Below are 24,454 nucleotides of genomic sequence, written 5' to 3'. Positions count from 1 at the left end.
GTAGAGACTGCATATCTCGATGACTGTAGAGAAGATATAGTCCACACTTTCAGGAAACTGGGAGGTAAGTACGATATTGGTTGTGGCATGGAGGTTGTTATAATTAATAAGAAAAAAGAGGAAATCAACTTCGATTACTTAGACGAAACGATACGTAAATTTGTCCCAAGTGGTTTTCGTATTCGAGATAAGGAACATAGATTTTCAAAAATGATTGATTTTGATAGTGTAAGAGCCCCGTTTACATTGCAACGTGCTCAAAAAAGTATTGGTACACTTGGCGGGGGCAATCATTTTGTCGAACTGAATGAGGATGATGAAGGAAATGTATACATTGTTATTCATAGTGGTTCGCGTAATTTAGGGAAACAAGTAGCAGAGTATTATCAAAACTTTGCTTACGAGCAACTTATAAACGTTAAATCTATTAAAGAAGAAATTATTGAGCGTTTAACGAAAGAAGGCAGACAACAAGAAATACATGAAGCTTTACGTGAAATTAAGAAACCGGTGATTCGTAAAGAATTAGCTTATTTAGAAGGACAAGGATTTAAAGATTACATGAATGATATGAAAATTGCACAAAAATATGCGGAGTTAAATCGTAAAGCAATGATTGATGAAATCGTCACTACAATGGATTGGAAAGTAACAGATCAATTCACTACAATCCATAACTACATCGATATGGACAATATGATTCTAAGAAAAGGTGCTATTTCAGCTCAGAAAGATGAACGAGTAATCATTCCAATCAATATGAGAGATGGTTCAATCATTGCATTTGGTAAAGGAAATCCAGATTGGAACTTTTCTGGCCCTCATGGAGCAGGGCGTATTATGAGTCGCAAGAAGGCGAAAGAAGTACTTAACTTAGAGGATTTTCAAAATACAATGACAGAGGTTTGGACTACATCTGTTGCAGAAAGTACTTTAGATGAAGCGCCAATGGTATATAAGCCAATGGATGAAATTATTGAGAATACAAAAGAAACAATTGATATTAAACATATTATTAAGCCACTTTACAATTTTAAGGCTAATTAAAAGAGGAGTAACGTTTATTAAAGAAAGAGAACTTGAAAAGATAGCATATTTTGTGGCGGTTATATAACAGAGATTAAAAAGACAACATATTAAACTAAGAGATTCATCATATTCATTTACATTTATGTAATGTAAAAGACTAGAAAGCTATATTGGCGCGAATTGCTAATTGTGGAGTGTGAAAAAAGACAAAATCTCTTAAAAAACACTTAATTTTTTATTCCATTAATCTTTACAATCTCCCCCTATAATATGAATTGGACAAGCACCTAAGAGAAAGCAGAATATGTCAGTTTGTACATTCTATTATTAGGGGGAGAATTTGTATGAAAAAGACAGTTGCTTCGTTAGCAGTTATGGCGGCATTATTACCGACATTTTCAGCACATGCGGAAGGGAAAGAGCAAGTTCGAAAATCAGCTACAACTTTTAATGTTATTAGTGACATTCAAGGTGATTTAGGAGATTTTGATCACGTATTAAAAGATATGAATAAAGTAACGCCACTTTCTAGAGCGCTTATTATGAATGGGGATATAACGCCGACTGGACAACAGTCACAATATGATGATGTAAAGCGTGTGTTAAATAAAAATAAGCATCCGGAAAATGTATGGTCTACTGTTGGGAATCATGAGTTTTATGCTGGTAAATGGACAGCAGATGGGAAACTCTCCCAAAGTACATGGCCAAATGGTGTAACTGAGGAAACTTTATTTAACCGCTATCTGAAATTTAGTGGACAAGAAAAGGTATATCATAAAAAAGAATTAGATGGCTATCCACTTTTATTTTTAGGAACTGAAAAATATATGAAATACCACGATTCAAAAATGTGGGATGAAGTATATATGAGTGATGAGCAATTAGGTTGGTTAAAACAAAATTTAGAAGAGTATAGTCAAAAAGATAAAAATAAACCAATCTTTATTTTCTCTCATCACGTTTTACCTGATACAGTATCTGGATCAAGACAATCACCATATTTACAAGATTATTTAAACGTGGATAAATTGTACGATATATTAAAAGACTATCCGCAGGTTGTTTTCTTCACGAGTCATACGCATTGGGATTTAAACTTACCTGACTGGGCTGGTAAAAAGAAAATTAAAGGTGGAGATGAAAAAGGTTTCACTGTTGTAAATACGGGCGGGATTGAAACAGGCTGGATGTCAGCAGGACCAAATGGAGGAGAGAAAACTGCTCCAGATGGCTATTCATTTAAACAAGGGTTACAAGTGAAAGCATATGGTAACGATGTAATTGTGACAGCTTACGATTACAAACGTGATAAGGATATAAAGAAGTTATTAATTAGTGATTCAAAAATTGCGCAGATGGCACCAAATGTAACGGCAGATGATAGTGGAAATATAATTGTCGGTGCAACTGAATATATGGAGTATTCTATAGAAGGAACGAATGAGTGGCATACGTATAGTAAAGCAAACCCTCCGAAATTTGATGGGGATAAAGTCGTATACGTACGCCATAAAGGTGAAATGAATTTAGAGCCGGGATTAACACAGTTACTTCGTTTTTCGGTAAATAAGTGATTGGAGGGAGTCTGCATTTGAATGTGTGGGCTCTTTTTATTTTGTCACTTTTTGTCGGTAAGTCGATATATTTGAGAAATCGCCGATATAAATTGAGAATCGCTGATATATTTTGAAAATCGCCGATATAAATTGAAAATCGCTGATATATTTGAAAAACCGCCGATATAAATTTCATGTACCGAATTTTAATACATTTTTAACCGAGAAAGATGACTTCACCATTTTTACGTGTAATAATAGTAACGTTACATATATTGTGAAAGAAGTACAAAAGGAGCGTTACAATGAATTTAGCTAAATTCCCGAGAAAAAAATATACAGAATCATATACACCAATTGAAAAGTTAAACAACTTTTCTGAAGCACTTGGTGGCCCGACTATTTATTTTAAACGAGATGATTTACTTGGTTTAACAGCTGGTGGCAATAAGACGAGAAAGTTAGAATTTTTAGTTGCGGATGCACAGGAAAATGGTGCAGATACGTTAATTACAGCTGGTGGTATTCAGTCAAATCATTGCCGCCTGACACTGGCAGCTGCGGTAAAAGAAAAAATGAAATGTATCCTTGTATTAGAGGAAGGGCTTGAGCCAGAAGAGAAGAGAGACTTTAACGGAAACTATTTCTTATATCACTTATTAGGTGCTGAAAATGTCATTGTTGTACCGAACGGAGCAGATCTTATGGAAGAAATGCATAAAGTAGCACAAGAAGTAAGTGAAAAAGGTAATACACCATATGTAATTCCAGTTGGTGGATCAAACCCTACGGGTGCTATGGGATACGTTGCTTGTGCGCAAGAAATTATGGCGCAATCATTTGAGCAAGGAATTGATTTCAGTTCAGTTGTTTGTGTAAGTGGTAGCGGCGGTATGCATGCTGGTTTAGTTACTGGTTTTTCTGGAACACAAAGCCATATTCCTGTAATCGGGATTAACGTAAGTAGAGGAAAAGCTGAGCAAGAAGAGAAAGTAGCAAAACTTGTAGATGAAACTTCAGCACATGTTGGTATTCCAAACTTTATCTCGCGCGACGCTGTTACGTGCTTTGATGAATATGTAGGACCAGGCTATGCGTTACCAACGCCGGAAATGGTAGAGGCAGTTCAGTTACTTGCGAAAACAGAAGGTATTTTACTTGATCCAGTGTATACAGGTAAGGCAGTAGCGGGATTAATCGACTTAATTAGAAAAGATAAATTTAATAAGGAAGACAATATTTTATTCGTACATTCAGGTGGTTCACCAGCTTTATATGCGAATACTTCTTTATTTGCGTAAGTGTAAAAAGCATTGGGTATCCAATGCTTTTTTGTTATATAATGGAATTGTTGGGAGGCGGGAGGATGATATGAATTCAAATTTAAAATGGATTATATATACGGTACTCGGCATTTCTATTCTATTAATCTTATTTGTGGCTTATGGGGTGTATTCTTATTTTATATTTTAAAAGCGTAATGGAAGTGAACCATAATGTAATGTATGTTATAGTTTGATATGTTAATTACTTACAATACTTTCTACAAGGAGAATACATAATGAGAGCAAAGAAACTAGTAACGTTAGCAGTTCCATTTATGCTGTTAGTCGGATGCGAGGTAGGAGATAAAGATTCTACTCATAAGACTGAGCAAACTAGTAAAGCAATAACGAAAACAGTAATTTCTGAACAACAGTATCCGTACTACATATGTGAGCAAGTGGTAGAGTTCCAATTTAAGAAGGATGAACTGTTACTAAACTTAGGAGAATCCTTAAAGGACAAAGAAAAAGCAAAAGCTGTTTTAAAAACATCAAACGAGATAGATAAAATTTTAGACAATATGGAACACATAAAAGTACCTGATACATACAAAGACATTCACAAATCCATACAAGAAGGGGTAACAGAGGTAAGAAAAGCAACGAAGTTAATTAAGGATGCTGGTAAAGAAGATAAACAGAAGATTCAAGAAGCTACAATGAAAGGTACTGAATTTTTATCAGGTGTAGACGGAGAGCATTGGAAAAAAGCAATTTATGAGTTATCACAGGAAAACAAAGATGCTTATAGTAAGGCACTTGATAAGAAAGTAAAGGAGCACTCAAAGTAAAACAGTAACTTGTAACAATACATATCCACCTAAAATTTCCGCGAATGCTATGCTAGGAAGTTAGGTGGGAGATTACTGTCCTTAAATGTGGCTGATTAAAGCTACAGCCACATTCTCCTGTTCTAATTAACTAAAAGAAGAACTTCCCCATCCCGATTAGACTACTGATCATTCCTATTCCACTCATGGTGCCTTTTCCTGCTGTAAGTAAGTTTCCAAGCATTCCTAGCTGACTGTTACCTCCGTTATTTCCCCATCCCATTGGGGCCCACGGACCACCCCATCCTGGAGAGTTTCCGAAAATCCCCCCGTTATTGGTATTGAATTTAAAAGCCTTAGCTGGCGGCGATAGTAAAGCTGCGAGATGACCTTGTGCGAACATCCCTGTATGATTGAATGGTTGCGCCCAGGGGAAGGGAGGTTTTTGAAAATTAAAACCTGCATGACCTGGTAATGGAGTCCAATTAGCAGGGTGACCTTGTGGTAGTATCTCTGCATAATTAATTGGCTGCTGCCCCCAAGAGAAGGGAGGAGGTTGGGGATTGAACCCCGTATAATTGGCTGATGAATCCCAACTAACTGGATAGACTCGGTAACTCCAATTCTCAGGAAGCTTCAAATCATTCATTACCTCAGATGTAGTTATTTCGGGCTGTGAATATAATGAAATTTGGTTAGTATATTGTTGCCCATTTCCCTTTGAATTCAAATACCAATATTGGTCCATACGCTTATTCTCCTCACTTTAAAAATGTAATGTTAGACTTAGCCTATGTAATATTCCTTTTTATGGATGGTTACATAACTAGATCTACAAGCCTGTATTTAAAGGAATGGGTGCGTAGTCTTTTTGATTTTTCTCGCTGCCTGTAAAATTCTCATTGATTTAAAGCTTCACTTTATTTTAGAAGGGGATTTTCAGTTGCTTCTTTTTTGTATTTCAGCCTAATTTAAATTCCGTTAACAAACATTTTTATAAAGGTTTAATCAACAAAAAGATTTTAAAATGGTATGTTGAGCAAGTGGAATTGCTAAAAAGAGAATATCCATTCGAAGAGTTTGGCAAAATACTGCAAGGGTAATATTTTCTTGTGCAAATATGTAAACGATTTAAACGAATCAATGAAATTTATAATGAAGGGGCAATTAAATATATGAGTGAAACATTACATAAAAGAAAACCACCATATGTAATGCTTGTAATCCTTTTTATTGGGGCATTTGTTTCATTTCTAAATAACTCCCTTTTAAATGTAGCCTTGCCATCAATAATGAAAGATTTAAACATTCAAGATTATTCAACGATCCAGTGGCTTTCTACAGGGTATATGCTTGTAAGTGGTATATTAATTCCGGCCTCAGCATTTTTAATAACGCGTTTCTCCAATAGGAGCCTATTTATTACATCTATGGTGATTTTTATTCTTGGTACTGCCTTAGCGGCTGTAGCACCTAACTTTGGTTTATTACTTACTGGTCGGATGGTTCAAGCGGCAGGTTCTTCAGTTATGGGACCTTTGTTAATGAATATTATGCTAGTAAGCTTTCCAAGAGAAAAAAGGGGAACAGCAATGGGGATTTTTGGACTAGTTATGATTACAGCTCCAGCAATTGGGCCGACACTATCAGGTTATATTGTAGAGTATTATGACTGGCGTTTGCTTTTTGAAATGATTTTACCGTTAGCAATCATTAGCTTACTGTTAGGGATTTGGAAATCTGAGAATGTCATGAAACAAAACAAAAATGCAAAACTTGATTATCTCTCATTACTATTATCTTCTGTCGGTTTTGGCGGTTTGTTATATGGATTCAGTTCTGCAAGCTCCGATGGTTGGACAAATAAAGTTGTCTTAACAACCTTAATCATAGGCGCAATTGCCCTAATTGCTTTCATTATTCGTCAATTAAAAATGGATGAGCCGTTATTGGATTTACGTGTTTACAAGTACCCAATGTTTGCACTTGCGTCTGTAATTGCAATTGTCAACGCGGTGGCCATGTTTTCGGGTATGATTTTAACACCAGCTTATGTACAAAACGTCCGTGGCATTTCTCCGCTGAGCTCTGGACTGATGATGCTTCCAGGTGCGGTTATAATGGGGATTATGTCACCAATTACAGGTAAACTATTTGATAAATATGGTCCTCGGATTCTTGGCATAGTGGGGCTTTCCATTACAGCTGTTTCAACTTATATGTTGGCAAGTCTGCAAATTGACTCTAGTCACACACATATTATTCTTATCTACACACTGCGGATGTTTGGGATGGCGATGGTTATGATGCCACTTATGACAAATGGTCTTAATCAATTGCCAACTCGCTTAAACCCGCACGGTACAGCTGTTAATAATACGGCTCAACAAGTGTCCGGTTCGATTGGTACTGCTATTCTTGTTACGATTATGAACTCTGTAACAAAAACAAAAGCTGAAAGTTTAATGTCTCATATAGATCCAACAACCTTTACAGAAACTACGAAGGCAATAGTAACTCAGAAGGCTTTATTATCTGGAATTCAATATTCGTTTTATGTAGCGCTTGGCATGAATGTTGTTGCACTACTATTAGTTTTTTTCGTTAAACGTGTAGATACAAGTGCGGAAGCTGTCGAGAAGCTAAATCGGTAGAGAAAAATAAAACGCTTGATAATGATTCCTACAAGTTTTTTGCTGCTAAGGCGCCGGTATTTAAAGCTGGAAAAGAACTAAAAGAAGCAGGGAAATAATTATATAGTAAAAGAGGACCTGATGTTCATATCAGGTCCTCTTTCATTAGTAACACGGTATACTTGCTTATCGTATTGGTTTAACTAAACTACTGATTTTTCGAATACTACAATCTTAAGCTCGTCAACTTCTCTATTTTTGGGGTGTTTTAGAAGAAAATGAATCAAAATAATCGTTTTTATAAACAAATACAAGAGATGAGATCCGTTTGCAATTTCTCATAAACATTACAAGTTTAGATTATCTTTTAACACCAACATTAAAAGGCTCCAACTATATTTATTCGCTTCATTTTAATTTAGTATTTTTCTACAAGTTATAAATCTAATTGCCAAGCTTATACGTAATATCATAATCATGAATAGTTAGGGAAAAGATAAAATAAGGTAATCAATTACATATCTTTATCCCAGGCGATTAGTTGCTATTTCCTCTTTATTAAATGGGATATGTTATTTCATGCTTTTTTGAAAGGGTGTTTTAAATGGAAAAAAAAGTATCTGCCATTCCTCAGCCGAAAACATATGGACCGCTGGGTAATCTCCCATTAATCGATAAAGATAAACCGACCCTATCCTTTATCAAGATAGCGGAAGAGTATGGTCCCATTTTTCAAATTCAAACTTTAAGTGATACCATTATTGTCGTTTCCGGACATGAACTGGTAGCAGAAGTCTGTGACGAAACACGGTTCGATAAAAGTATAGAGGGTGCTTTAGCAAAAGTTCGCGCCTTTGCTGGAGACGGATTATTTACAAGCGAGACTCACGAGCCTAACTGGAAAAAAGCTCATAATATTTTGATGCCTACATTTAGCCAACGGGCAATGAAAGATTACCATGCTATGATGGTTGATATTGCTGTACAACTCGTTCAAAAATGGGCACGGCTTAATCCGAATGAAAACGTGGATGTTCCGGAGGATATGACTCGTCTTACGTTAGATACAATTGGTCTATGTGGTTTTAATTACCGATTTAATAGCTTTTATCGTGAGACCCCTCATCCTTTTATTACTAGCATGACCCGTGCTCTAGATGAGGCGATGCACCAATTGCAGCGGCTGGATATAGAAGACAAACTTATGTGGAGAACGAAACGTCAATTTCAGCATGATATCCAATCTATGTTTTCTTTAGTAGATAATATTATTGCTGAACGTAAAAGTAGTGGAGATCAGGAAGAAAATGATTTACTTTCCCGTATGTTAAATGTGTCAGATCCGGAAACTGGTGAAAAATTAGATGATGAAAACATTCGTTTCCAAATTATCACTTTTTTAATAGCTGGGCATGAGACAACAAGTGGATTGTTATCTTTTGCAATTTACTTTTTATTAAAGAATCCGGATAAATTGAAAAAAGCCTATGAAGAAGTAGACCGTGTTTTGACAGATCCTACTCCAACATACCAACAAGTTATGAAACTGAAGTATATACGGATGATTTTAAATGAATCACTGCGTCTATGGCCTACCGCTCCAGCATTCAGTCTCTATGCAAAAGAAGATACAGTGATTGGCGGGAAATACCCAATTAAGAAAGGAGAAGATCGTATTTCTGTTCTTATTCCACAGCTACATAGGGATAAAGATGCATGGGGAGACAATGTGGAAGAATTCCAACCTGAACGATTTGAAGAGCTGGATAAGGTTCCTCATCATGCTTATAAGCCATTTGGAAATGGCCAGAGAGCATGTATCGGTATGCAATTTGCACTTCATGAAGCCACTCTTGTAATGGGAATGCTTCTTCAACATTTTGAATTAATTGATTATCAAAACTATCAGCTGGACGTAAAACAAACATTAACGCTAAAGCCCGGTGATTTTAAGATTAGGATTCTACCCCGAAAACAAACTATTAGCCATCCTACTGCTCTTGCACCTACAGAGGACAAGCTGAAAAACGATGAAATTAAGCAGCACGTTCAGAAGACACCTTCTATTATTGGGGCCGATAATCTTTCACTTCTTGTTCTGTATGGCTCGGATACAGGGGTAGCAGAAGGTATTGCAAGAGAATTAGCGGATACAGCTAGTTTAGAAGGGGTTCAAACGGAAGTGGTAGCTCTTAACGATCGAATTGGAAGTTTGCCAAAAGAAGGAGCGGTACTTATTGTGACTTCTTCTTATAATGGAAAACCACCAAGTAATGCAGGGCAGTTTGTGCAATGGTTGGAGGAACTAAAACCGGATGAGCTAAAAGGTGTTCAATACGCAGTTTTTGGTTGTGGAGATCATAATTGGGCTAGTACCTATCAACGGATTCCAAGATACATTGATGAGCAGATGGCTCAAAAAGGAGCAACAAGATTTTCTAAACGCGGAGAAGCAGATGCAAGTGGTGATTTCGAGGAACAGCTTGAGCAATGGAAACAAAGTATGTGGTCTGATGCAATGAAGGCATTTGGATTGGAGCTCAACAAAAATATGGAAAAAGAGCGCAGTACTTTGAGTTTGCAATTTGTCAGTCGTCTTGGAGGATCTCCTCTTGCACGAACATATGAAGCAGTTTATGCATCTATACTAGAAAATCGTGAACTCCAATCATCCAGTAGTGATAGAAGTACACGACATATCGAGGTATCCTTGCCAGAAGGCGCTACATATAAAGAAGGAGACCACCTTGGAGTGTTGCCAGTTAATAGCGAGAAAAATATCAACCGAATTTTAAAACGTTTTGGATTAAATGGGAAGGATCAAGTTATACTGAGTGCAAGTGGACGAAGTATAAATCACATACCTTTAGACAGTCCTGTTAGTTTATTGGACCTTCTTAGTTATAGTGTTGAAGTTCAAGAAGCAGCCACTCGAGCACAAATACGAGAAATGGTAACATTCACAGCATGTCCTCCTCATAAAAAAGAATTGGAAGCATTATTAGAAGAAGGAGTTTACCATGAACAAATACTAAAGAAACGGATTTCAATGTTGGACCTTCTTGAAAAGTATGAGGCTTGTGAAATCCGATTTGAACGCTTTTTAGAACTTCTTCCTGCGCTCAAACCGCGTTACTATTCTATTTCAAGCTCTCCACTCGTTGCACAGAATCGTCTGAGCATTACGGTCGGTGTTGTTAATGCGCCTGCATGGAGTGGGGAAGGGACATATGAAGGAGTCGCTTCTAATTACTTAGCTCAGCGTCATAATAAAGATGAGATTATCTGTTTCATTCGAACGCCACAATCAAACTTTGAATTACCTAAAGATCCAGAAACACCAATTATTATGGTTGGGCCAGGTACTGGAATTGCACCATTCCGTGGATTCTTGCAAGCGCGTCGTGTTCAAAAGCAAAAAGGTATTAACTTAGGAGAAGCACATCTATATTTTGGTTGTCGTCATCCTGAAAAAGATTATCTTTATCGTACAGAACTAGAAAATGATGAAAGAGATGGATTAATCTCTTTACACACAGCTTTTTCTCGTCTAGAGGGACATCCAAAAACATATGTACAGCATTTAATAAAACAAGATAGAATCAATTTAATTTCGTTATTAGATAATGGAGCTCATCTTTATATATGTGGTGATGGAAGTAAAATGGCTCCGGATGTAGAAGATACCCTTTGTCAAGTATATCAAGAAATTCATGAAGTCAGTGAACAAGAAGCAAGAAATTGGTTGGATCGTGTGCAAGATGAAGGGCGATATGGAAAAGATGTTTGGGCTGGTATATGACTGTTTCTTAATTAGATACATATTAACTAATGAACTTCTTTCGAATAAATTTCACTTTATTAGTATAGTGTATTTAGATGAATAGTGATTAACCGGACTATTTAGTATCTACTAAATAAAAAACAGGACCTGATATGCATCTATCAGGTCCTGTTTCACATAGACATTATACATCGATATTTTCCACGCATTATCAATGTTTGTAATGTAGTTAGCCTTTTGAGTCAGCTATAAAATCAGATATTATTTTTTCAATATCGAAAGGAGTAATCCCTTTATCCAAAGAAAAAATGCTTTCTGCTTCTTCGATGTCTTGAACGAGTTCACCTCTAGCTTCAATATGTAATCGGAACAAGTCATATAAATTCGGTTTAACTAAATTAGTTAAAGCCTTTCCAACTAGTATCATACCTTTTTGATTAGCCTCGATGGTATTATCATAAGTTAGATCTCTTGTAAGAGACAAATCTGTCCAAATCAATTTTCGTTCCTTTAAGTCTAAAATAACTGGAATAGAGATTTGGGTGTCGGCAGTAATATCCACTTTATCTTGAACAGTAGAAGGTTCAAATGTTTCACCTGAACCAGGATATTGACGAACCATCCAACCAGTAAAGCATTCTGGTAAATCTTTATACGGTTGGTCTGTGTAAGAAAGCAAAGTCATGACTACATAGCGTGCACCATATTTCAGCACAGACGGAATATCGAAATCAATGAATTCAGATGCCCCCTTTGGTGCAGAAGTAATATCTCCGCTATGGTAGGCTTTGAAATTTTTTGAACGTAAGTTCGTGAAGGATACATGTTCTTTGTATTGCCAATCTTCGTCGTACATTGCAGCAGATAAATCAATGTCAACGCGTCCTGTATGTTGTCCATTCACATAGCCTTCTTTCCACCATAGGAAAAAACGAATCGTATCTCCTTCTGGCAAATCTACTTTACTTCCTCGAGATAATGTGCGAAGCGCTTTGCTGGCTGAACGTTGAGAGAAGGGAACTAAGTGATTTTTTAACTGTTCATCCAAAAATACTTTTCCGAGACTTGGAAGTTCTGCGAAGCGATTTTTTAAAGTATCTTCACACATTTTTACAATCATTAAACAAATATCCTCTGAGATAAATGGAAGTGTATTTTCGATACCTATAGCTTTTGCTACATTTCCCTTTGGAAAAAAGGTACGAAATTCATTTTTATCATTTCGATGCTTAAAATGAGCTGTGAGTTGAAGTAATACAGGAGTAGAAACGTTTCCTATTATACTTAGAAAATCTTCGAGAATATTGAAAACATCTGTTGACTTATCACTACATAAACGGATTAAATGATCCAAGCGTCTGGCAAATTCCCCTGGGCGAGTTTTTAAAAGATTTTTCGCTGTCATGATATCACGATTCAACAAAGCTGCTTCTATTTTTCCATTAAATGTTTCAACTTTAATGTTGTTGCGAAGAATCTCAAATGCTCGGTGGGTTTTTGGGAAACGAGTATGATATTCTGCTGGATGAAGAATTTCACCTAAACGAATCCAACGTTTTTTGTATCGAAGCATATCTTCGGTAATGTTTCCGCATTGCTCTAACAATCCTAAAAGGAAGCGTCTTTCTGCTCGGTTAAACTTTTTGAATCGGACGGAGGATGCTAAACTCACATCGCCTTCAGATAAAGCAACTGCAAGGCGAAGAACATCAGTTGCTGTTTTAAAATACTTTGCAGCAGCATCGGCTGATATTTTTCTGTTTATTAATAAAACCCCAATTATAAAAGACATATTTTCCTTATGAGGAATTACATTAGGTAGAAAACAGGAAACATCTTCAGTGTGTGTAATAGCCCATTCTACATCCGTCTTATCAGTTGAGGAAATAGAGCTGTTTGCACTAATCAATTGAGAAATCATTTGATTGAAATCTTCTTCACTTCCTAAGTCAATAACTTTCAAATCAACTCTATCTAAAAGAGGGAGTCGTTCTTCTACTTTTGATACAGGTAGGCGCAACGTCACATAATGAATAATGGCATTAATGTATAAATCAGCGTCACTTAAATCCATCATTTGTTGCGGAAAGTTTGGATACATAGGAGTAAACTGAATATGTGCTCCAACCATTTCTTTTAAATGTTTTACCAACTCTTTGTAAAACGATGTGAATGCATCAACCGAAAGTGTTTGCAACTCTTCTATTAAAGGCTCGGAAAAAGTAAATCCTAAATTTTCCAAGTTTTTTAAAACAGTGGCTAAATAAATGTTCGGTAGTTTATTTTCTTCTCTTTTTATAATTACTTTCAAACTTCTTCTTATGTAAATAGAATTTTTCATGAGAACGCCAGCTATTCACGCCTTATAAAAGAGGGGAATAGTCTGACTGTCCTCCTTTCAGTGGTAGATTTTTATTTTTATATGTATAAACACACTAATTGTAGAAAAATGCACAGAGGGTACATAGCTATTTTTTAGTGGAAAATTAGGGATATAACATTTAGTTGTTAAGTGGTAATTTGTTAATTAAGAAAAGAAAACCTCTACATCAATGGTTGATAAACTAAAGTTTATGCAATCCCAAAGAAGAAAGAGGTTTTATAGTCTAATTATTTTTCATAGGGAATTGACAACTCTAAAACAATTTGAAATTTCTACAAAGAAGGAAGAATTGTCATAGCCTATGTGTTTAGCAGGAAAGTAACATCCCTATTTGGCCAAAGAAGTTAGAAGGAAGGAACGTCATAGCCTGCTTTATTAGTATATTCTCATGCGAAGAGCAATTCAAGTATACTGTCTGATTTTTTATTTTTTTCTTAAAGGGGAATTTTCATGATTATCCCGCATTAACGGGCAGCCAGATTGGTGAGGGTGATTAAAGTTTCACTTTATAAATAGGGAGACCATCACATGCCCTTTTTATAATGCTATTACGGGAGGATTTTTATTTTTGATATATTATACCATTTATTTAATGGTATAATATGGTATGCGTTCTGTGGAATGGAGTTGAATGAGTATTATAAATACAAAAGGTGAAATTAAAAAAACAAAAAGAAAAGTATTACTAACTATACTTACTATGTTAGTAATTATAATTGGATTTGGATATTGGAAACTTTTTAGTTTGCAAGGTGTTCCAAAAGGGGAATTCATTCGAACAGTGAAATCTCCAGATGGAAAATATCTCATCAAGACTTATTTTCATAATGCAGGATCATTAAGTGCGGATGCTGTTAGGGGTGAATTAGTTAACCTTGATACAGATTCAGAGAAAAATATATATTGGAACTATCCAGATACAGATCCATATATTGAATGGGTAAATAAGAATATTGTTAGAATTGGAGATCAAACTTTAGATGTTTCACAGAAAGAAACCTATGATTGGCGTGATGACGATAAGCACGTTAAAGAAATGCCTAAACAGTTTATTAGATAAAATAAGAAAAATTAAATTTATTTAATCTTATTCGTTTAACTATAGATAGGATTATATGAGTGAAAAAGTCCATTTAGATTTTCTAAATGGACTTTTTTAGGTTTCTAGATACGACTACTGATAAAAATGGAACAAACTTGTTATTTAGGTTGTCTATTAAGTATACGTATAAAACAGGGGTTCATGATAGTTCACTCATTTTATGAAAAGTGAGATGCAAGAGAGTGATATCCGATACACTCTTTAATTGTATCGATATGTATAACACCTAAAAAACATATATTCTTGAAAGAGGTTGAAAATGTATGATAGTCTTAAACAAGTTTTTTAACATTTTACATTACAAAAAGATGGTACCTGTAGTATTTCTTTCATGTGCAACGCTTATAGGCTGTTCCGATGGTAATACTCAATCTGAATTACCTAAACAAACGAAACAAACAAATCAAATCAAACAAGAAATTACTGGTAATGATTCTTTTGTTAAACTTGAAAAAGAATTTGATGCTAAACTCGGTATTTATGCATTGGACACTGATACGAATCAAACCGTTACTTATCAATCAGATGAACGGTTTGCATACGCATCTACTCACAAAGCTTTAGCTGTGGGAGTACTTTTACAAAAGAAATCAATAGAAGATCTAAATCAAAGAGTTTTGTATACCCGTGAAGATCTTGTTAATTACAATCCAATTACAGAAAAGTATGTTGATAGTGGTATGACCCTGAAAGAGCTTGCAGATGCTTCTCTTCGATATAGTGATAATACTGCACAAAATCTTATTCTTAAACAATTAGGTGGACCTAGTGAATTCAAAAAATCACTAAGAGAAGTAGGAGACACCGTTACAAATCCTGAACGTTTTGAACCAGAATTAAACGAAGTGCTTCCAGGAGACGTACGTGATACTAGTACCCCAAAGGCATTAGCTACTAGTCTTCAGGCTTTTACGCTAGGAGATGTACTTTCAACTGAGAAACGGGATTTATTAATAGATTGGATGAAAAGGAATACTACCGGAGATAACTTAATTCGTGCCGGAGTTCCAGGAGGATGGGAAGTAGCTGATAAGACTGGCTCGGGATCTTATGGAACCAGAAATGATATCGCAATTATTTGGCCACCAAATAAAAAACCAATTGTTCTTGCGATACTTTCTAATCATGATAAAGAGGATGCTAAATACGATGATAAGCTTATTGCAGAAGCAACCAAGATAGTGTTAGATACTTTAAAAGTGACAAATAAATAATAATAGTAACTAGTTATTATTATTTTCCCGGTTTTTCGTCACAATATTGTGAGTCATGATTTTGCTAGCGGACTAATGTTTATCGGGTTCTTCGTTGGAGTTGCATTTTTAGCAACGATGGCAAGTTGCTTAATGTTTAAAGTTCTGTCGGGAGCATCAAAAGATGTGGCACGTTATCAAACGTTTCGTAAAATTGTTGTCCGCCGAGAATTATTAACAAACTCAATCTATAAAGAGTTATACTTCATATTTTTATTCCCAGCAATTGTCGGGATTACTCATATATTATTTGGTATGAACATGTTTAGTCCTATTTTAATCAATCCGTACTCTCGTATTTGGTTACCACTTGTTATTTTTGTAGTAATTTACTCGATTTATTACTTGATTACAGTTCAATTATATAAAGGAATTGTACTCTCGAAAAAAGATCAATGTAATGATGTTATTCATAAAGAATGATAGATAATCCTTTTTGGAAAGAACAATTAAGAGAGAGATAACATTAATTATCGACTGTATCGAAAGTGAAATCACTTCTTTACAGAAGGAGATGGAGAATTAAGTCAATCGAATGAATATTATAGCCTGCTAATATCCCAGAGTATGTTATAAATAATATTGCCACTTGGGTGCAAGGAAGATTGAAATGAAATTAGCAACCATATTTTTAAATAGTTATTTTCAGAGGCAACAAGTGTATTAGGGAGGGGGCATTTGGCTTAGAGGAATCTTCATGTGAAAAGACCTGAAACAGCTTTCCCTATAGCAATAATAAAGATGTCTAATTTCTAATATAGAAAATAATAGCGTTGCTACATTCAATATGTAGCAACGCTATTTAAATTTTTTAAACAGGGTTAAATTTTTCAAGAAATTTACCTATAAAAAATGATATCCAATTAAATTTATAAGTTTATCCTCTATGTATTTTGTAACTACATTTTACCTTGCTGTAAAGAAACAAAAAACACTTTTTTATTCAATAATTCCAATTTCTAGAGCCTTTTGAACAGCTTCTTCTTTGTTACAGACTCCTAGCTTTGTATAAGCTGTAGAAGCATAATTTCTGACCGTACCATTCGATAAATATAACCTTGATGCTATGGTAGTGTATCGAAGTCCCTTTGCTACTAGCTGTAATATTTCTATCTCCCTAGCTGTTAGCTCATAAGCGGCTGCTTTTGATTCTGGTGTCTCTTTTTGCTCATCAAACTTCTCAAATATTTTGTGAGACATTCCCTGATCAATTAGTGTCCCACCTTTGTGAATAAGTCGGATCGTATTGGCTAGCTCCAACGTTTCAATAGATTTAAGTAAAAAACCATCCGCACCGTTGCGAAGTGATTCCAACGCCTGTTCGGTATCCTGAAACGTTGTGAAAATTAATACGCGGATATGTGGCCATTGTTGCTTGATTTTTTTGGTTGCTTCGACTCCATCCATGTGCTGCATATCTAAATCCATAAGTATAACATGGGGTTGAAGGCGCCCACACAAATCGATGGCTTCATTGCCATCTTCAGCTAAACCGACTACATTTAAATCTTCATATCTATCGAGTAGTGTCCTCAAACTTTCCCGGACAAATGGCTGATCGTCTACAATTAACAAACGAATAAGTCCATCTTTTATTTCAGTTTGTCGCGGTATGGTACAAGTAACAAGCATTCCTTCCTCTGGCTTTGTATATACAGACAATTGACCTTGCAAGTTCATTGCTCGTTCTTTCATCGCATTCATACCGAAGCCTTCCTGCCATTCTACATTTCCTTTTCCATTATCTTGAATTTCTAATCTCGTATATTGTTGTTCAAACTGCAATGAAACTATAATTTCAGTTCCCTGACCATGGCGTACTGCATTCGTAAGGGACTCTTGTAAGCAACGAATGAACGCTATCTTTGCTTGCCGAGACAATTCATATTCCTCTCCGTATGCTCGAAAACTTACATTAACCTGAGCGTGCTCCTGAAATTCGGCTCCAAGATTTTGGAGAGATTGAATTAAGGAAGGCGATTGACACGGAGAATCCATTTGATGTAGGTAACCTCTCACGTCCTCGATGCTTTTCCGTCCCATTTCAAGCAGAGAATCTAGCCTCTGTATACCCATTTCAGTAGCAAGTTCGGTGCGCAACGTTTCCATCCCCATAATAATAGAAGTATAAGCGTGACCAACTGTATCATGAAGCTCACTCGACAGTCTGTTCCGTTCTTCCGCCAGTGTGATGCGTTCAATCTGAGACATATATTGCTCAAGTACCGCGTTTTGTTTACGAATTGATTCATTTTGTTTATGATTGACGATTAATAAATGAAAAGCGAAACCCATTACATATGCGAATCCATAATAGGTGACCATAACCCAATAGCTATTACTTGGCGCAACCGCATAGAAAATTCCAGTCGTTATAAAAACTGTTATTGGAGCTGTCCAATAATAGGACAAATGCTTACTATTCGCAGCAATTAGAAACACTGATATAAGAAATGTGTTGTAAGCTCCTGGAAATAATGAGGTTAAATATATACATAGTCCACCATACAGCAGTATTTCTGTGAACAAATAATATTTATAATTGAATAGTAAGGCTACCCATGGAATAGAGAAGGCAATAATTTCCCAAAGAATAATACTCCAAAGTGGTAATGTTAAACCATCCTGAAAATTTAATGTAGCTAGAATGATAGACACACTAGCAAGTAGGCGTACCCCCAACATAATCCAATCATACCAAAACCAATACTTAACCATATCTAACAAGTTCTTTACCCCCTAAATAGCCTACCATTTTCTTCCTATATTATAATTTAATCCTTCCTGCCTTATTATACTTTTTAATTTAAAACTACGATACTATTCACAGACTGCAAACTTTTATTGATTTAGTTGCCGAATCATACTACGTGTATAGCCCCCAATTTTCTTTGTCAAACCTTCTACTATCCTAATACTTATGGCGGTAAATACTATACCTATAAACATTACAAAGAGTGACTTGGCAAAAGTATCTATCTGTATGAATATAATATTCATATCGATGTATCGATACAGTAGTGGTGCCAACAGGAGCATAAGTGGCATTACATAAAAAATGATTGCACAAATGAGACTGAAAATGCCAATCACTAATTTCTGCATTAACCAAAAGACAGCAGACCAAGTGCGACGATCTGTAAGCACTAATTTCACCTGAGTCCAGTTTGATGTAGCCATTTTTATACTTTTATCGTAAGAGTCGGTCGAAATATCAGTATAAATTTTCGTCTGTATGCGCTCGAATTGGATAAAAGGTGTCGTAGTCTGTAGTACGTGTATAACTAGTGGAATCCCAATTACCGTAAATGAAAGGGTAAAACTGAATAGCAGAGCTATAAGATAAAAACAAAAATAAAATAATCCTGTAACGAAAGTTAGCAATAAAAAATAACCATTCTGGATGAATTTTGATTTCATAAAGTTCATCGCTCCTATCTATGTAATAACCGAATTGTACTGCTTTTTTTGTCATTCTCACTAGTGTAAAAGTGTCATATGACATTTTTAAATGATGATAAAAAGGGGAGAGTAACCTACTTCTGGTTAAAAAAGATGCTTATATGAATCACCATAAAACAATCCCGTTCTTGCATCTGCAAGAACGGGATTGTTTTGTACTTTTATTCCACTTTAATGGGCAGTAAGACCCCCACCTCAAAATGCAGCGAAAGCAAAGAATTTAGGTGGGGGATCAACTGCCCATAAAAGTCCGATTGGTGAGGGCTAATAATCAGTGGGGGATGAAGAAAATCCCCACTGATTAAAGTTTCACTTTATTTAATATGAGATGGACTTGTTTTTCGAATATGAAAAATAATATCAAATTGCTCAAGCAATGACGTATCAAAGTATGCCGATTCGTTCGGGAAGATTTGTCCCCCTATACTTAGTAATGGTCTTTTTGCTTTAACCCATTTTTCTGCTTGTCCTTTAAGGTGACGGTTATCCAATAAAAACATGTTATATGGTACTTTTCCGAGAGTATAATTGAAACTTTTTACATCTTGTGGAATAGTGTCGGTTGTAATCTTACCTCCAGTGGAAGGATCATATTCGCTGTATAAGGTAAAATTCCCCTCCGTAGTTGTACTACCAATTGTGACATAATTATTGTCTAAACGTTCCTTCAAAAATTGCCCCGCAACATAAGGGTATAATTTCTCATCGATAATTCCTTTAGCTATATGAATATTGTGTGCCCATACCATCGTTTTACCACCAAATGTTTCTTGTGCCCACATTGCATGATCGGCCAAGTATTGCTCATGTAGCTTTAACATACTTGGATAGTCGTTAGGAATTAGCATTGTGGTAAATTTCTCTATTGCACTTGCCGTTGCTTGTGCCCAGATGTACTCGGGTGAAGCTATTTCTGTGTTGGCTTGCCCATTCTCATCTTTTAGTAATTGGGCTACTCTCTCAGCGTTTGCTTTGAACTTTTCTTTTATTTCAGGAGCAAGGTCCATATATTCCTTTGTACTTCCATTAAAAGCCGACAATTCTTTATAATTTTCTTCTACTTTTGCCAGCAAATCTGGTCGATGTAGTCTTACATAATCAATCACTTTATTAAAGCAACCTTGGTCCAACTCCTTTAAGTCGAGCCCAATAAATTGGATCTTTTTTTTATTGGATGGATCAGCATTATAATCTTTCATCCACTCAATCATGGCTATAATTTCATCAGTAGGATATAACAAGTTTAAAAATTCCCTAGGGTTTCCTTTTCCTGTTTGGATATATTCATTTAGTTTTAAGCCGTTTCCCCAATCTTCTTCCATTGTGAAATTCGTAAAACCCATCTCAGTAACCAAATATTTCACAAGGCGAAACTTCATAGTGAAAATTTCAGAGCTTCCATGAGTATTCTCTCCTAATCCTACATATTGTGCGCTCCCAATCATTTTCTTAAGTGGTTTTAAATCCTCAAATGATTTTGACGGCTCTATCGTTTTTAATGGGTAAGCCTGTGATTGTATGGATTTAACTATATTTTTTTGTATTGATTGACCTGAATTTTCGACTGCTACTGTTTGAGCCTTTCCTACTTCTACACCTCCTGTGACTAATAGAGCTGTACTAACCATTGCAATTATTTTTTTCTTATTCATTTTTTCCACCTCAATTGAATTATTTGTAAAAGCAAGAATGATTCATTGTACTTGCACGAATCAATTGCCTTAATTCAATTGTTATTTATTCCATATCATATTTTCTAGTTACATAGTGTCATAAGGTTAATTGACACAGGTCATAGACTAATCATTACACTTTTGTACTATCGGTTATGACAACTTATAAATAATAATTACATGGATGAGTTGCAAGTAAAACTAGATTATAAATTTGGGAGTGATGTTAAAGATGAATGAATCTGTATGCCAAAATATTTTTATTCTAAGGTGTGTCTGTAGAAATGACAAGAAGTAAATTCGATAAACAAGTGAATGAAAGGGGGAAGGCGGATTACAATGATATTACACGCAAAATCGTTCCACAATAAAGATAAAATCCAACGTGCTAAAATAGGAATTCAACTCTTTCTGAGTATTTTAATCATTACTTCTATTATCCTAAATGTAGTAGTAATAATTACGAAAAGTATGCCGCTTATTGTGGTATATATGTTTACCCCAGCACTTTCTTCTATTTTGACTCGCATAATACTGAAAGAAGGGTTTAAAGATGTATCTTTTGGTCTCGGTAACTTAAAGGTATGGAAGGGGATTGGTTTTGCTCTGCTAATCCCTATGATTATTTGTGGAATTACTTATTCTATCGCCCGGCTGAGCGGAATTGCGAGGTTTCAGCATCCTGAAGGTGGTATGTTAGAACCGATCTACAATATACTTGGACTTCAGTATGTAGCGGCACCATTCAGTTTCATTTATCTAGTTGTATTGAGCGGCATCTTCGGAAGTTTGCTTAACTTAATCCCAGTTTTGGGAGAAGAAATGGGTTGGCGAGGTTATATGCTCACAAGGCTAGTCGATGCAGAGTTTTCACGGCCGATCCTTATTAGTGGATTGATTTGGGCAACGTGGCATGTTCCAATTGTTATTGCTGGTCTATATGTAGAGGGACCATCTGTCCTACTTTCAGTGCTTGGCATCTATTTTTGTATTGTGCCATTCAGTTATATTACAGCTTATTTACGACTAATCACAGGTAGCGTTTGGCCTTCGGTTATCATCCATACTACTTGGAATGCCATTATTCAAGGACCTTTCGCACGTGCAAGTACAGGATATCAAACTGAGATTTGGGTTGGAGAATCTGGCTTGATAACCGCTATTATTATCTTAATTACTGCAATAATTACGTCTCGAATCGTAAATTTTACTAAATAGCATACGGATGTGTTTTAAATTCAATTAGTGAAATATGACGAGGCGAAATAAGATGCTCCTAAAAATATTAGAAAAAATCTAGTTGAACAGACTCTTACTTCATCTTAGGCTGCTGGATATGTGGGGGACATCAAGCTAAGAAAATAAACTTGGTTTGCCATAAAAAACATAATGTTTTCATTTAAAGGCTATGAGATGAAATTTCATCATTTTCATCACGTTTGACCTTCAGGAAATAAAAAGTTAAACGATTATACAAATACTCTAACTGAAAAAATGATAGTCCTTCTACATTTTAGATAGAAGGACTATCGTTTATTTTTTTGACAAAATTAGGAGGTGATGTTTATAAAATGGATAATATAATTCGTATTTTGCGTAAAGAGAAAAAATTTTCCGAAGAAGATGTAGTTAATTCCCTTGGTATAACGGTTGATTGAAATTTCATTTTATAACTTGTAAAGGGCTGTTCAATGCATCGTACTATTAAAAAATCTAAATTTAATCATTAAATTGCGATAAAATGTGTTCGGAAATAATGAAATTTTAGGAAAAATAAGGTACACTAGTTTATGATTTTAGTTGAAAATCGTTTGACGTTAATGCATACGGGGGAAAGATTGATGAACAACAATACAACAAATGAATCAGTTGAAGAAATTGATCAAAAACGAGTAAGATCAAAAAAACGTTATACAAATTGGAAGTTTATTGCAGTGGGTATTGGTGTAATTGCACTTCTTATTGGGGGAATGAGTTATTATCAGGCAACTCACTTCAATTCGAATGTTACAATTAATGACACAAAAGTTGGTGGTCTGAGCGCTGATCAGGCAATACAGAAACTAAAGACATCTGGACTAGCAAACAAAGTCTATGTTGATCAACAACAAATTTTAGATGAAAAAGATACAAAAACGGAACTTACGGAAAAAGATTTGCCTCAAGTTAAGAAACTATTAAAAAGTCAGTGGACATTTTTTCCTTCCTCAAAGGGAGAAAATTATTCATTGCTACCAGAGAAGGCAGATCAGTATCGTAGTGAAACGATGAAAAAACTTGTAGAAGAAAAGCTCATCTCTATGAATGAGAAATTAAAAGCGCCTCAAGATGCTATGGCGAAGCTAGAACAAGGGAAAATTGTTATTTCGAAAAGTGTTGAAGGAAAACAGTATGATGTTACTAGTCTACTGAAAGATTATGATAAACAAAAATATAAAAGCGAAATTCATCTGAAGTCTGCATACATAAAACCTATTAAAGAAGACGATCCGATTGTCAAAAAAGAGGAGAAAGCACTACAGAATCTTCTTGGGCAGTCTGTTGAGTATAAAGTGCAGGATGAAGTTTATCCTTTAAAAGCGAAAGATTTAATTCAAAATGCCTCTATGTCAAAGGATATGAAAGTTACAATTGATGCGAGTGACATTAAGAAGAAAATCACTGAAATTAATAATGCCAAATCAACATTAAATAAAGATTTCTCATTTAAAACTCATTCCGGTTCAGTCATATCAGTAAAAGGACAAGGATACGGCTGGGCACTAGATGTTGAAAAAGAAACTAAACAAGTTCAACAAGCCTTTGAGAAAGGCGACAAATCGCTTTCTGCTTCTAATATTCACGGGAATGGTTGGGAGAAGGAAGGTATCGGTTATAAAACAACATCGAATAATGGCATCGGAGACACGTATGCAGAAGTTTCAATTGCAGAGCAACAAATTTGGATTTACAAAGATGGAAAATTAGTTGTTACAACAAATGTAGTAACTGGTAAACATAGTACTGGTGAAGATACATCACCAGGTGTGTGGTACGTCCTTTATAAACGAACACCATATACGCTAAGAGGTAACGCAGTAGGAAAAGCTGATTATGCGGTTAAAGTAGATTACTGGGTTCCATTCACAAATAGTGGTCAAGGATTTCACGATGCCGGCTGGCGAAAAGACTGGGGAAATAATGCTTATTTAACAGGAGGATCAGGTGGGTGTGTGAACCTTCTTCCTAATGTTGCAAAAACTGTATATGATAGTTTGAACACGTATGATCCAGTTATTGTGTATTAAAAAATAGCTACGTATCAAGAAATAAACAAAGCAGGAAATCTTACCTGATGGTATATGAAAAAACACCTCTTGCATTCGCATACTAAGTGTGCAAATGTAATGGAGGTGTTTTTGTTTGAATATAAAAGTGTGTTGCTTATAAGAAACAAAGTAGAAAGAAATAATAAGTATTCAAATAGTCAATAAAATTGACG

At 35.4% G+C, this 24,454-nt stretch carries 16 protein-coding genes and 1 pseudogene; 12 read left to right on the top strand and 5 right to left on the bottom strand.

All coding sequences use genetic code 11. The annotated features are described in order from the left end of the window. The first annotated feature begins 87 nt into the window (after nt 1-87). The 4 genes from D1166_RS04210 to D1166_RS04190 all read left to right on the top strand — a co-directional run bounded on the left by D1166_RS04210 (nt 88) and on the right by D1166_RS04190 (nt 4,704). On the top strand, nt 88-1,047 hold the full coding sequence (locus D1166_RS04210; RefSeq protein WP_016111591.1) for an RtcB family protein: 960 nt from the start codon (nt 88-90) through the stop codon (nt 1,045-1,047). Nucleotides 1,048-1,373: 326 nt separating this feature from the next. Beyond that, nucleotides 1,374-2,606, top strand: a complete 1,233-nt coding sequence (locus D1166_RS04205; RefSeq protein WP_088361171.1) for a DUF4073 domain-containing protein — start codon at nt 1,374-1,376, stop codon at nt 2,604-2,606. Nucleotides 2,607-2,893: 287 nt separating this feature from the next. Next, complete coding sequence (cuyA, locus tag D1166_RS04200; protein WP_001046619.1) at nt 2,894-3,889, top strand: D-cysteate sulfo-lyase; 996 nt, start codon at nt 2,894-2,896, stop codon at nt 3,887-3,889. Between the two features lie 260 nt (nt 3,890-4,149). Further along, nucleotides 4,150-4,704: a hypothetical protein gene (locus D1166_RS04190; protein ID WP_044795140.1), complete on the top strand. Its 555-nt coding sequence runs from the start codon at nt 4,150-4,152 to the stop codon at nt 4,702-4,704. 130 nt (nt 4,705-4,834) lie between these two features. Here D1166_RS04190 and D1166_RS04185 read toward each other — a convergent pair whose 3' ends face one another. Beyond that, nucleotides 4,835-5,431: a hypothetical protein gene (locus D1166_RS04185; RefSeq protein ID WP_044795138.1), complete on the bottom strand. Its 597-nt coding sequence runs from the start codon at nt 5,429-5,431 to the stop codon at nt 4,835-4,837. A 427-nt stretch (nt 5,432-5,858) separates the two neighbouring features. Here D1166_RS04185 and D1166_RS04180 point away from each other — a divergent pair, with 427 nt between their 5' ends. Together D1166_RS04180 and cypD are read left to right on the top strand one after the other, a co-directional pair. Next, the gene (locus D1166_RS04180; protein ID WP_000005138.1) at nt 5,859-7,337 is read left to right on the top strand and encodes a DHA2 family efflux MFS transporter permease subunit; all 1,479 of its coding nucleotides are present in this window, start codon (nt 5,859-5,861) and stop codon (nt 7,335-7,337) included. 583 nt (nt 7,338-7,920) lie between these two features. Beyond that, nucleotides 7,921-11,118 (top strand): bifunctional P-450/NADPH--P450 reductase, encoded by a 3,198-nt coding sequence (gene cypD, locus D1166_RS04175; RefSeq protein ID WP_097855640.1) that lies wholly within the window; start codon nt 7,921-7,923, stop codon nt 11,116-11,118. 211 nt (nt 11,119-11,329) lie between these two features. Here the strand turns inward: cypD and D1166_RS04170 are convergent, their stop codons facing one another. Then, nucleotides 11,330-13,441, bottom strand: a complete 2,112-nt coding sequence (locus D1166_RS04170) for a TerD family protein (RefSeq protein ID WP_065845339.1) — start codon at nt 13,439-13,441, stop codon at nt 11,330-11,332. 673 nt (nt 13,442-14,114) lie between these two features. Between D1166_RS04170 and D1166_RS04165 the strand changes: the two genes are divergently transcribed. From D1166_RS04165 to D1166_RS04150, 4 genes and pseudogenes are all read left to right on the top strand, one after another. Continuing rightward, nucleotides 14,115-14,543 (top strand): DUF5412 domain-containing protein, encoded by a 429-nt coding sequence (locus tag D1166_RS04165; protein WP_000022538.1) that lies wholly within the window; start codon nt 14,115-14,117, stop codon nt 14,541-14,543. A gap of 305 nt (nt 14,544-14,848) precedes the next feature. Next, entirely contained in the window at nt 14,849-15,799 is a 951-nt protein-coding gene (gene bla / locus D1166_RS04160) for a class A beta-lactamase (protein ID WP_000636456.1), read from the top strand. A gap of 81 nt (nt 15,800-15,880) precedes the next feature. Further along, nucleotides 15,881-16,261: an ABC transporter permease gene (locus D1166_RS04155; protein WP_098022627.1), complete on the top strand. Its 381-nt coding sequence runs from the start codon at nt 15,881-15,883 to the stop codon at nt 16,259-16,261. Then, nucleotides 16,261-16,452, top strand: a pseudogene (locus D1166_RS04150) (alpha/beta hydrolase); the annotation flags it as partial. The gene D1166_RS04155 and the pseudogene D1166_RS04150, both read left to right, overlap by 1 nt. A gap of 325 nt (nt 16,453-16,777) precedes the next feature. Here D1166_RS04150 and D1166_RS04145 read toward each other — a convergent pair. The 3 genes from D1166_RS04145 to D1166_RS04135 form a co-directional block, all read right to left on the bottom strand. Next, nucleotides 16,778-18,565, bottom strand: coding sequence for a helix-turn-helix transcriptional regulator (locus D1166_RS04145; protein WP_000886433.1), 1,788 nt, complete (start codon nt 18,563-18,565; stop codon nt 16,778-16,780). Between the two features lie 114 nt (nt 18,566-18,679). Continuing rightward, a complete protein-coding gene (locus D1166_RS04140; RefSeq protein ID WP_001986324.1) occupies nt 18,680-19,258 on the bottom strand; it encodes a sensor domain-containing protein in 579 nt (192 codons plus the stop codon). Nucleotides 19,259-19,614: 356 nt separating this feature from the next. Next, nucleotides 19,615-20,952: an erythromycin esterase family protein gene (locus tag D1166_RS04135; protein WP_001035216.1), complete on the bottom strand. Its 1,338-nt coding sequence runs from the start codon at nt 20,950-20,952 to the stop codon at nt 19,615-19,617. 360 nt (nt 20,953-21,312) lie between these two features. Here D1166_RS04135 and D1166_RS04130 point away from each other — a divergent pair, with 360 nt between their 5' ends. Together D1166_RS04130 and D1166_RS04125 are read left to right on the top strand one after the other, a co-directional pair. Further along, entirely contained in the window at nt 21,313-22,191 is an 879-nt protein-coding gene (locus tag D1166_RS04130; protein ID WP_000600459.1) for a CPBP family intramembrane glutamic endopeptidase, read from the top strand. A 623-nt stretch (nt 22,192-22,814) separates the two neighbouring features. Then, nucleotides 22,815-24,260: a L,D-transpeptidase family protein gene (locus D1166_RS04125; protein ID WP_001064068.1), complete on the top strand. Its 1,446-nt coding sequence runs from the start codon at nt 22,815-22,817 to the stop codon at nt 24,258-24,260. Nucleotides 24,261-24,454: the final 194 nt, after the last annotated feature.

It is taken from the genome of Bacillus sp. ISO11 (assembly GCF_003458115.1).
GTDB lineage: Bacteria > Bacillota > Bacilli > Bacillales > Bacillaceae_G > Bacillus_A > Bacillus_A cereus.
This window is presented reverse-complemented; position numbering and strand designations above follow the sequence as displayed.

What these genes read in the sequence shown, in the direction of transcription:
- bla (WP_000636456.1), top strand. Translation starts at nt 14,849, where the DNA reads ATGATAGTCTTAAACAAGTTTTTTAACATTTTACATTACAAAAAGATG.
- D1166_RS04205 (WP_088361171.1), top strand. Translation starts at nt 1,374, where the DNA reads ATGAAAAAGACAGTTGCTTCGTTAGCAGTTATGGCGGCATTATTACCG.
- D1166_RS04180 (WP_000005138.1), top strand. Translation starts at nt 5,859, where the DNA reads ATGAGTGAAACATTACATAAAAGAAAACCACCATATGTAATGCTTGTA.
- D1166_RS04170 (WP_065845339.1), bottom strand. Translation starts at nt 13,441, where the DNA reads ATGAAAAATTCTATTTACATAAGAAGAAGTTTGAAAGTAATTATAAAA.
- D1166_RS04165 (WP_000022538.1), top strand. Translation starts at nt 14,115, where the DNA reads ATGAGTATTATAAATACAAAAGGTGAAATTAAAAAAACAAAAAGAAAA.
- D1166_RS04135 (WP_001035216.1), bottom strand. Translation starts at nt 20,952, where the DNA reads ATGAATAAGAAAAAAATAATTGCAATGGTTAGTACAGCTCTATTAGTC.
- D1166_RS04140 (WP_001986324.1), bottom strand. Translation starts at nt 19,258, where the DNA reads ATGAAATCAAAATTCATCCAGAATGGTTATTTTTTATTGCTAACTTTC.
- D1166_RS04125 (WP_001064068.1), top strand. Translation starts at nt 22,815, where the DNA reads ATGAACAACAATACAACAAATGAATCAGTTGAAGAAATTGATCAAAAA.
- D1166_RS04190 (WP_044795140.1), top strand. Translation starts at nt 4,150, where the DNA reads ATGAGAGCAAAGAAACTAGTAACGTTAGCAGTTCCATTTATGCTGTTA.
- D1166_RS04130 (WP_000600459.1), top strand. Translation starts at nt 21,313, where the DNA reads ATGATATTACACGCAAAATCGTTCCACAATAAAGATAAAATCCAACGT.
- cypD (WP_097855640.1), top strand. Translation starts at nt 7,921, where the DNA reads ATGGAAAAAAAAGTATCTGCCATTCCTCAGCCGAAAACATATGGACCG.
- D1166_RS04210 (WP_016111591.1), top strand. Translation starts at nt 88, where the DNA reads ATGGAGGTTGTTATAATTAATAAGAAAAAAGAGGAAATCAACTTCGAT.
- D1166_RS04185 (WP_044795138.1), bottom strand. Translation starts at nt 5,431, where the DNA reads ATGGACCAATATTGGTATTTGAATTCAAAGGGAAATGGGCAACAATAT.
- cuyA (WP_001046619.1), top strand. Translation starts at nt 2,894, where the DNA reads ATGAATTTAGCTAAATTCCCGAGAAAAAAATATACAGAATCATATACA.